This window comes from Stenotrophomonas maltophilia group sp. RNC7, from assembly GCF_030910085.1.
Lineage (GTDB): Bacteria > Pseudomonadota > Gammaproteobacteria > Xanthomonadales > Xanthomonadaceae > Stenotrophomonas > Stenotrophomonas sepilia.
The window spans coordinates 20382-27841 of the sequence record NZ_JAVFVN010000266.1; the positions used below are offsets into that span (position 1 = coordinate 20382).

The window sequence follows — 7460 nt, forward strand, 5'->3', positions numbered from 1 at the left end:
AAGGGGACGGAGGGGATTAAGTCGTTTGTGGCATAAACGACTTAATCCCCTCCGTCCCCTTTTTTGGGGGGCCAGATCCGCTTTCCGCAGGAAAGGGCGCTGACCCCGCGCCGTCAATCAGTACTTCGGCACGCCGTTGTCGACGTCTTCCGACCAGGCGTTGATGCCGCCGGTCACGTTGAACACCTTGGTGAAGCCCAGGGCGCGGAACTGCTCGGCGGCCTGCGCGCTGCGACCACCGTGGTGGCACATGAAGGCCAGTGCGGTGTCCTTCGGCAGGGCTTCCAGCGCGGCACGGCCGTTGCCGTCGAAGGTCTTGAACGGCACGCCGACGGCGGCGATCTCACGTTCGTCGGCCGGGCGCACGTCCACCAGGGTGATGTTGCCGGCACGCACCAGGTCGTCGGCATCGCGCACGCTGATTTCCTGCACCGGCTTGGGCGCATTCGGGTTGTCGATGGCCAGGCCCTTGCCGCGGATGTCGTCCACCCAGTCGATGGTGATGCCGTTGGCGCGACGGGCACTGGCCAGGTCGAACTGCACGCGCAGGCCATTGGACTCGGCAGCGATCGCGCCTTCGTCGTGCGGGGCCAGCTGGAAGTTCGGCTGGAAACCGGCGTCGATGGACAGCTGCAGGGCCGCGCCCGGGGCATCGGCCAGCGCGCCCTTGAGCATTTCCACGGCGGCCGGGGTGACGGTGATGCTCGGCGGGGTACGGTCCGGCGCAGCCAGGCCCAGCACGCTGCTCAGCTCGCCGCTGGCAGCCATCTGCAGCACGATGTCACTGCCGCCGACCAGTTCGCCGTCGATGTACAGCTGCGGGATGGTCGGCCAGTCGCCATAGGCCTTGATGCCTTCACGGATTTCCTGGTCGGCCAGCACGTTGACGTGGGCGAACTCGACGCCCAGGTCCTGCAGGGCGCCCACGGCCTTGGCCGAGAAACCGCACTGTGGCATCGACGGCTGGCCCTTCATGAACAGCACGACGCGGTTGGCGTTGAGGATGGATTCGATGCGCGAACGCAGGGCGGGATCGAGGGACATGGACGTCGGGGTTCCGGGAATTCGAACCATCGATTCTACCCCTCATGGCATCATGGGGGATGAGCAACGCAGGAACATTGCATCGCATTCCGACCCGGCCCTGGCGCTGGCTGCCCTGGCTGGTGGCGTCGCAGCTGCTGGTGATCCTGGTCTGGGTCCTGGCGGGCTGGCACTGGGGGTTGCCGCTGATGGTGGCCAGCCACGCACTGTTCTTGGTGCCGGTGTTCCTGCCCAACAGTCGCTTCTATGCGCCGGTGCTGAGCCGGTTGCCGGATGCCGGCAACAGCGTCTGGTTGACCATTGATGACGGTCCTGGCCCGGAAACCCGTGCCGTCCTCGACCTGCTGGACCGCTACCAGGCCCATGCCACCTTTTTCCTGGTGGGCGAGCGCGCGCTGGCGCAGCCGGAACTGGTGCAGGAGATCCTGCGCCGCGGCCACGACCTGGGCAACCACAGCCACAGCCATCCGCAGGCGCGCTTCTGGCGGCTGGGCCCGGCGGCGATGCGCGCCGAGATCGAGGGCTGCCAGCACGCGCTGCAGGCGGTAAGCGGTCGCCCGGTGCGCTGGTACCGCTCGGTGGTGGGCATGACCAATCCGTTCGTGGCGCCGGTGCTGCAGCGGCTGGGCCTGGTCCGGGTCGGCTGGAGCGCGCGCGGCTTCGACGGCATCGGTTGCACGGCGCAGGGGGTGCTCGACCGCCTGCTGCCGGATCTGCGACCGGGGGCCATCGTGCTGCTGCATGAGGGGGCCGCCCACGGTCACAACCTGGCGATCATCGAGGGCGTGCTGCAGGCACTGGACGAGCGCGGGCTGAAAGCGCGGCTGCCGGTCCCGTAACGCCGGCCCTGGTGATGTAGAGCAGCCGGGCATGGGCTCGGCTCTACAAGGGGGGCGCTACTGTAGCGCCCGAGCCGATGCTCGGGCGGCGGTGCGCAGCACCGGAAAAACGTCGCAGCGCGGCTCTACAGCGCGGGGCGTTCGGCCACCAGCAACCAGCTGTTGAATGGCGTGCGCCCATGCAGGGGACGCGGCGCCGTCACCTGCAATCCGGCCTCGGCCAGTGTCGCTTGCAGCACGTGCGGGTCGGGGTAATGGCGCGGCCGCATGCCCATCCAGCCGACCAGCCAGGCCAACCGGTCCGCCACCCGCGTGGTGCGGTCGCGACCATCGCCGGTGGCCAGCGGGGTGCGCAGCAGCAGGCGGCCGCCGGCGGCCACCCGCGCGCTGGCCGCACGCAGCAGTGCCAGTTGTGGGCCCGCGTCCAGGTACTGCAGCACATCCAGCAACAGGACGTGTCCGGGTTGCGCCGGCAGTGGCGCCTGCACGTCCAGGCAGTCGAAGCGCACAGCGTGCAGGCCGGTGGCGGCACGCTGGGCACGGGTGATCTTGCTGGCATCCACGTCCACGCCGAGGTAGGGGTGGGTGCCGCCGCGCTGGCGCAGCACATGGGCGAACAGCCCCAACCCGCAGCCCAGGTCCAGCACCGGCTGCCCGTCGTCGCGCAGATGCTGCAGCACGCCGTCATACAACGGGTCGCTGCCGAGCTTGCCGCGGGTGTAGTAGTAGTCGCGACGGCTGCCCCAGGCCCGTGCCGGGCGGAACGCTTCGGCGATCGCGCGGGCCTGCGGGGCGGTCAGCGGTGTGCAGGGCAGGGGCGGGCCGTTCCGTGGCTTACCATCCATCGTGTCAGTCCGTTCCGCCGAGCAGGCGTGCGGCGACCGGCAGCGCGCGCGCGCTCCACAATGCGTACATCCGCGCCGACGGGTGCAGGCCGTCTTCGGCGATCATTGCCGGGTTGCCGCCCTGGTCACGGCTGATGTCGGTGATGTCGACGAAGGCCACGCCCTGCTGGGTGCTGATCACCTCGGCAGCTGCGTTGAACTCGTCGGTCTCGATCTCGATGGTGGCCAGGTCGCGGCCGCTGCCGGCACCGAACGGCGTCGCGCCCCAGTCGGGGAAGGACAGCACCAGCACGCGCCCGGGGCGGCCACCGGCAAAGCCGATCGCCCGCTGCAGCAGGGCCTGGAACTGTACGCGGTACTCGTCCAGCGGCCGGCCGCGGTACTGGTTGTTGACGCCGATCAGCAGGCTGACGAAATCGAACGGGCCCTGGGGCGCAGCCGCATCGATGCCGGCGTCCAGCTCGTCGGTGGTCCAGCCGGTGGTGGCGATGGTCTGCGGGTCGGCCAGCGCCACATCCTGCGCACGCAGGGCGGCGGCCAGCTGGTGCGGCCAGCGGCCTTCGACAGCAACGGCTTCTCCGACGGTGTACGAGTCGCCCAGCGCCAGGTAGGACAGCGCCACCGCTCAGGCCACCGAACGGCGCGGCTTCAGCGGCACGACCTTGGTCGCGTCCTCGGCACGCCGGGCCAGCACGCGGTCGATGCGGGCGAACACATCGCGCATCACCGAGGCTTCCGGCAACAGGGTCACGCGGAAATGATGGCGGTAGGGCACGTTGAAGCTGGAACCCGGTACCACCAGCACGCCTTCGTTGTTCATCAGGTCCAGCGCGAAGGTGTGGTCGTCAAAGCTCTTGGCAGCGGCACCGACCACGGCCGGGAACGCATACAGCGCACCGGCCGGCGCGACCAGCGACAGGTGCTCGCTGGCTTCGCAGGCGTCGATCACCGCGCGGCGGGTTTCATACAGGCGGCCGCCCGGGGTGCACAGTTCGGAGATGGTGTCCGGGCCGTTCACTGCGGCCTCGATGGCGTACTGGCCCGGTACGTTGGCGCACAGGCGCAGCGCGCCCAGCAGGTCCAGCGCGGCGCGGAAGTCGCCCAGGCGCGCGTCGTCGCCGCTGAGATGGGCCCAGCCCACGCGCCAGCCGCAGGCACGGTGCACCTTGCTCAGGCCGCTGAAGGTCAGGCACGGATGGTCGCCGGCCAGCGGCGCGACCGGTTGGAACACCGCATCGTCGTACAGGATCTGGTCGTAGATCTCATCGACCAGCAGCAGCAGGTTGTGGCGGCGTGCGATCTCGACCACGCGCTCCAGCAGTTCGCGCGGGTAGCTGGCGCCGCTGGGGTTGTTCGGGTTGATCAGCACGATGGCGCGGGTGCGCGAGGACACCAGCGTCTCGATCTCGCTCGGGTCCGGCTGGAAGCCGTTTTCGGCGGCGCAGCGGTAGTACACCGGTCGGCCATCGTTGAGGATGGTGGAGGCCGACCACAGCGGGTAGTCCGGCGACGGCACCAGCACCTCATCGCCCGGATTGAGCAGTGCGCGCAGCGACAGGTCGATCAGCTCGCTGACACCGTTGCCGACGAACACGCGGTCCGGATGTGCATCCGGTGCGCCGCGGCGGGCGTAGTAATCGGCGATGGCTTCACGCGCCACCGGCAGGCCCTGCTGGTGGGTGTACGGGTCGGTGCGGCCCATGTCGTCGGCGATCGCTCGCTGCAGGTGCTCGGGTGCGCGGAAACCGAAGTTGCCCGGGTTGCCGATGTTGAGCTTGATCAGCTTGCGGCCCTGCGCCTCCAGCTCCCGCGCTCGCCGGGCCAGTTCTCCGCGGATTTCGTAGCGCACTTCGGAAAGGCGCTCGCGGATGGCCAGGGGCTTGGGCGAGATGGTGGACATGAGGCTGGGCCGTCAAAAGGCATGGGGATTCCATCCTACCGGAATTGCTGCAGTGCATGGCAATGGCTCCGGGCCTGCCATTGCTGGGCTGGCCGGGGGCCGTCACAGGTAGAATGGCGGCGATGACCCAGACCCCCGATTTCATCGCCCTGCAGACCATCGGCTGGCCCTGGCCGGGCCCGGCGCAGCAGGCCGACTGGCAGGCCGTGATGGCCGCACATCCGCAGGCCCGCCCGGCGCGGGTGATCGAGCAGCACCGGACCCATTACGTGGTGGCCGATGGCCCGGATGCGGCGATCAAGGCCGAGTCACTGCCGGAATGGCAGCGCCCGCGCTTTCCCAGCCACGAGCGGCCGGCCGTGGGCGACTGGGTGCTGCTGGACGGCGTCCGCATCGTCGCGCTGCTGCCACGTCGCACCGCGATCAAGCGTGGCGCCGCCGGTGAGCACTACCACCAGCAGGTGATCGCAGCGAACATCGATACGGTGTTCATCGTCTGTGGGCTGGATGCCGACTTCAATCCGCGCCGCATCGAGCGCTACCTGCTGCTGGTCGGTGGTGGCGGCGCCGAACCGGTGGTGGTGCTGACCAAGGCCGATCAGACCGAGTACAGCGAGGATGCGCTGGCAGTGCTGGAAGAGCTGGAGATGCAGGGCATCGCGCTGCATGCGATCAACGGCCTGGATGCCGACAGCGTGGCGGTGCTGCGGCCGTGGCTGGGCCCGGGGCGCACGGTGGTACTGGTGGGTTCCTCCGGTGCCGGCAAATCCACGCTGACCAACACCCTGCTCGGCGAGCAGCGGATGAAGACCAACGCGGTGCGCGCCAACGATTCGCGCGGCCGCCACACCACCACCCATCGCGCGTTGATGCCGCTTCCGACCGGCGCCTGCCTGATCGACACCCCCGGCATGCGCGAGCTGAAACCGACCGGCGAAGAAACGCTGTCCGAAGGTGGCTTCGCCGATATCGAAGCGCTGGCCACGCAGTGCCGTTTCAACGACTGCAAGCATCAGCAGGAACCGGGCTGCGCTGTTCGTGCAGCGATCGACGCTGGCGAGATCGAAGAGAGCCGCCTGCTGAACTACTTCAAGCTGAAGGAAGAAGTGGCTGCCGCCGCCGCCAAGCTGGCGGTTCGCCAGGCCGAGACCGCGCAGGAACGTGGCGGCAAGAAGGGCAAAGGCCAGCAGTTCCGCCCGGCCGGAAAGCCACGCCGGCGCTGACAGTGCAGCCGAGCGTGGGCTCGGCTCTACAACGGTTGTATCCCGGGACACCTTGTAGCGCCCGAGCCAATGCTCGGGCGGCGGCGCACTGCGCCTGGCACGGCAGGGCGCTATAGTTCGCGCATGGAACCGACCGCGACGCTGGACCGTGAGGTGGCCCACCATGCAGCGCTCGATGCGCGCCTGGTCGAGGCCGTGGGAGGCATCCGCCTGCTGGGGCTGACCAGCTGGCCGGCCACGGTGCAGGTACCGTTCCTGGACAGCGTGGCGCGCGGCCAGCCGGTGCTGCCGAAGGTGGATTACCCTCGGCTGGACTTCAGCGAAGAGCGCCGTGCGCTGGCCGCGATCGCTGCCGACTGCGATGACAGCCACCCGCTGGGCCACTATGTGCAGCAGTCGGCGCAGAGCTGGGACCTGGCCGCGCAGCTGCTTGAGGGGCTGGGCACTGCCGCCGTCGATACCTGTTCGGTGCAGCTGTTCGGCGCGCCCGAGCAGCCGCTGCCGGGCAATGGCCCGAGTACGCGCGACGCGGCACGCCACTTCATCCAGATTGCCGCCGAACTGGACCACGAACTGCTGGCACCGGAAGAGCAGGTACCGGTCTCGGCCATCGCCCTGCAACTGCAGTTGCAGAACGACCTGGATGCGTTCTTCGAATCGCGCATCATCCAGGTGCAGCTGGATCCGGAGCTGGTGTCCAAGGCGGCTGCCGGCCCGACCCGCATCCGCCTGCGTACCAGTGCGCGCTTCAGTGCCTACGACCGCGCGCAGCTGTTCCACCACGAAGCGCTGGTGCATTCGCTGACCGCATTGAACGGCCGCGAACAACCGGTGTTGCCCAGCCTGGCGTTGTCCTCGCCACGGGTGACCGCCACCCAGGAAGGGCTGGCGACGTTTGCCGAGCAGATCACCGGCAGCATCGACATCGAGCGCCTCAAGCGCATCAGCCTGCGTACCGAAGCGATTGCGATGGCACGCGAAGGCGCCGATTTCATCGAAGTGTTCCGCTATTTCTGCGATGCGGGGCAGAACGCGGAAGAGAGTTTCGCCTCGGCGCAGCGCGTGTTCCGCGGCGTGCCGCCCCGTGGCGGCCTGGCCTTCACCAAGGACACGGTGTACCTGCGCGGGCTGGTGTCGGTGCACACCTTCTTCCGGCACATGCTGGCCGAAGACCGCCTGCAGGTCTGCCGCTGGTTGTTTGCCGGCAAGATGAGCCTGGCCGATGCGATCGCGTTCGCGCCGCTGTTCGAGGCGGGGGTATTGAAGCCACCGCGCTGGCTGCCGCACTGGGTGAGCCGGGCGAACGGCCTGGCCGGCATGCTGGCGTTTTCGCTGTTTGCCAACCGGATACGGATGGACCAGCTGGCACCGGAATGAAATGCGTTGGCGGGATGATGCGCTGGCGCCTCGATGGATATCGCTGGGCGGCGGTGGGGCACCCTGGCCAGGACACGCCGTAAACCCATCCATGAAGTGACCCCCGAGACTTGGACGGTGGGGTCAGGCGGCTGCTTGGGCCTGTTCCCGGTACTTTACCGGGCTTAGCCCCTTCAATTTCAATCTGATTCGCTCTTGGTTGTAGTACTTGATGTACTCCACCAGCCCGGCC

8 protein-coding genes are annotated in these 7460 nt (G+C 68.5%); 3 read left to right on the top strand and 5 right to left on the bottom strand.

Going from position 1 to position 7460, the window contains the following annotated elements:
* Positions 1-117: 117 nt before the first annotated feature.
* Positions 118-1044: a Grx4 family monothiol glutaredoxin gene (gene grxD, locus RCF13_RS03525; RefSeq protein WP_032956577.1), complete on the bottom strand. Its 927-nt coding sequence runs from the start codon at positions 1042-1044 to the stop codon at positions 118-120.
* A 59-nt stretch (positions 1045-1103) separates the two neighbouring features.
* On the opposite strand from grxD, the gene RCF13_RS03530 reads away from it, so the two are divergent.
* Positions 1104-1883 (top strand): polysaccharide deacetylase family protein, encoded by a 780-nt coding sequence (locus tag RCF13_RS03530; protein ID WP_231352290.1) that lies wholly within the window; start codon positions 1104-1106, stop codon positions 1881-1883.
* A gap of 125 nt (positions 1884-2008) precedes the next feature.
* On the opposite strand, the gene RCF13_RS03535 is transcribed toward RCF13_RS03530, so the two are convergent.
* Genes RCF13_RS03535 through RCF13_RS03545 form a run of 3 tightly spaced genes read right to left on the bottom strand, consistent with a single transcriptional unit; the run spans position 2009 to position 4628 of the window.
* Positions 2009-2728: a class I SAM-dependent methyltransferase gene (locus tag RCF13_RS03535; RefSeq protein WP_154351405.1), complete on the bottom strand. Its 720-nt coding sequence runs from the start codon at positions 2726-2728 to the stop codon at positions 2009-2011.
* 4 nt (positions 2729-2732) lie between these two features.
* Positions 2733-3350, bottom strand: a complete 618-nt coding sequence (locus RCF13_RS03540; protein WP_065196456.1) for an SGNH/GDSL hydrolase family protein — start codon at positions 3348-3350, stop codon at positions 2733-2735.
* Positions 3351-3353: 3 nt separating this feature from the next.
* Complete coding sequence (locus tag RCF13_RS03545) at positions 3354-4628, bottom strand: pyridoxal phosphate-dependent aminotransferase (protein ID WP_072167610.1); 1275 nt, start codon at positions 4626-4628, stop codon at positions 3354-3356.
* Positions 4629-4741: 113 nt separating this feature from the next.
* Between RCF13_RS03545 and rsgA the strand changes: the two genes are divergently transcribed.
* A complete protein-coding gene (rsgA, locus tag RCF13_RS03550) occupies positions 4742-5851 on the top strand; it encodes a ribosome small subunit-dependent GTPase A (protein WP_134969347.1) in 1110 nt (369 codons plus the stop codon).
* A gap of 123 nt (positions 5852-5974) precedes the next feature.
* Positions 5975-7228 carry a flavohemoglobin expression-modulating QEGLA motif protein gene (locus RCF13_RS03555; RefSeq protein ID WP_061479584.1) on the top strand — a complete coding sequence of 418 codons (1254 nt, stop codon included), beginning with the start codon at positions 5975-5977 and terminating at the stop codon, positions 7226-7228.
* A 123-nt stretch (positions 7229-7351) separates the two neighbouring features.
* Here RCF13_RS03555 and RCF13_RS03560 read toward each other — a convergent pair.
* Positions 7352-7460, bottom strand: a 109-nt coding sequence (locus RCF13_RS03560) for an IS3 family transposase (RefSeq protein WP_308140878.1), incomplete at its 5' end; no start/stop codon positions are given.

Excerpts from the sequence above, each read along its gene's own strand:
- grxD (WP_032956577.1), bottom strand. The coding sequence starts at position 1,044 with ATGTCCCTCGATCCCGCCCTGCGTTCGCGCATCGAATCCATCCTCAAC.
- RCF13_RS03530 (WP_231352290.1), top strand. The coding sequence starts at position 1,104 with ATGAGCAACGCAGGAACATTGCATCGCATTCCGACCCGGCCCTGGCGC.
- RCF13_RS03535 (WP_154351405.1), bottom strand. The coding sequence starts at position 2,728 with ATGGATGGTAAGCCACGGAACGGCCCGCCCCTGCCCTGCACACCGCTG.
- RCF13_RS03545 (WP_072167610.1), bottom strand. The coding sequence starts at position 4,628 with ATGTCCACCATCTCGCCCAAGCCCCTGGCCATCCGCGAGCGCCTTTCC.
- rsgA (WP_134969347.1), top strand. The coding sequence starts at position 4,742 with ATGGCGGCGATGACCCAGACCCCCGATTTCATCGCCCTGCAGACCATC.
- RCF13_RS03555 (WP_061479584.1), top strand. The coding sequence starts at position 5,975 with ATGGAACCGACCGCGACGCTGGACCGTGAGGTGGCCCACCATGCAGCG.